Origin of the sequence: Vibrio lentus (assembly GCF_002875945.1) — a bacterium.
Lineage (GTDB): Bacteria > Pseudomonadota > Gammaproteobacteria > Enterobacterales > Vibrionaceae > Vibrio > Vibrio apostichopi.
In genome coordinates, this window is record NZ_MCZK01000004.1 from 1 (window position 1) to 1,320 (window position 1,320).

At 38.5% G+C, this 1,320-nt stretch carries 1 protein-coding gene; it reads left to right on the forward strand.

Annotated features, from left to right (window positions below; genetic code table 11):
• The first annotated feature begins 893 nt into the window (after positions 1-893).
• On the forward strand, positions 894-1,289 hold the full coding sequence (locus tag BCT49_RS26030; RefSeq protein ID WP_241908002.1) for a hypothetical protein: 396 nt from the start codon (positions 894-896) through the stop codon (positions 1,287-1,289).
• The last annotated feature ends 31 nt before the right edge of the window (positions 1,290-1,320 follow it).

Genomic DNA, 1,320 nt, shown 5'->3' on the forward strand with positions numbered 1-1,320 from the left:
TTGCACAAAAACTTGGAGTACCAAAAGGCGAAAGAGACCTCCTAAGAGATTGTTTTATAACAGAGTAAAGCTAGCACTTTAATCATGCGTAAGATTAAACTTTGTGGAGCTAAAATATCCTCTTAGAGTCAATATTTGTAGTTGTGGTAATAACGACTATAAAGACGATCTTTCCTCTTTAACCTCATACCAAGTGGGGAGTGGATTGGGTAGTAAAATTAAAGAAAAAAAACCAAAAATCCATAACCCACTGTTTGAAAACAAAATAATAAAACCACTCCATAAACAGATCCAGAACATTGAATAACAGTTTGTCAGTAACACGCTGAATAGCCATTAGCTGAATCAGTGTTGATTAGATCAAGATAAGCTCCTAATTTTAGGGGCTTTTTTTATGGATACAATAAGGATGAATAAGTGAGCTAGTTGCTGCGCAAAAAGAAGAGCAATGACGTGAACGAATGCAACGGCGCAGTCGCTGACTTGAGTTAGGAAACCGAAATTTAAAGTTATCGATACACAACGACTAGAAATAATCCATCGGCCAACAAGAAATGTAGACATTGTTCTTCGAGACAAACGCTCAGTAAAGATTGGAATCACTATCAAAAGGCATACCCAGAAAAACAATCGTTAGTCATTGCACGTGAATGGACAGACGTCAAAAAACTGAGTAAAGCAATTCGAGAGATCTACATCAAAGACGGTAAGGTTGGTTCTGAGAACGTAAAGCTAACTTGTAGTATTGCAGATAAACGCTTTGATTATGACTATTCCGTTGGCGATAGAGTCAAGTTTGCCGCAATGAATACAGGCAATTACAGGTATCTAACGGCACATTAGGAACTATATCCTCGATAACTCAATTAGATGGCGATGTACGGTTGTCAGTGATGCTTGATAATGAACAAATAATTTCATTTTTAGCATCAGACTACAGTGACGAGATTGGTGTCAATTTATGCCATGCGTACGCATTAACTGTTTTCAGTTCACAAGGTACTACTGTTGATGGAAATACGTTTACTCTCTATTCTGGCAGAATGGCGCAACGAGAGGCTTATGTGGCTCTCAGCCGCCATAAAGATGAATCTCACGTCTACGTCAACGAAGCGGAAATAAATGAGCGCGTGAGATCATATGAAGATGGTATTGAACTCAGTGATAAATTAAGACAATCGGCATTAGCAGAGTTGATGAAACAAGACCGTCACGTGTCTTTGGCAATTGAGCATCTAGAAAAACAACAACCTAAACTCCAAACTCAAGAGGCGAGCCTAACACTGTAACAATGGTTATGAGTGAAGTGGTCAAGTAAAA

Coding starts and splice junctions, on each gene's coding strand:
- BCT49_RS26030 (WP_241908002.1), top strand. CDS start 894: ATGCTTGATAATGAACAAATAATTTCATTTTTAGCATCAGACTACAGT.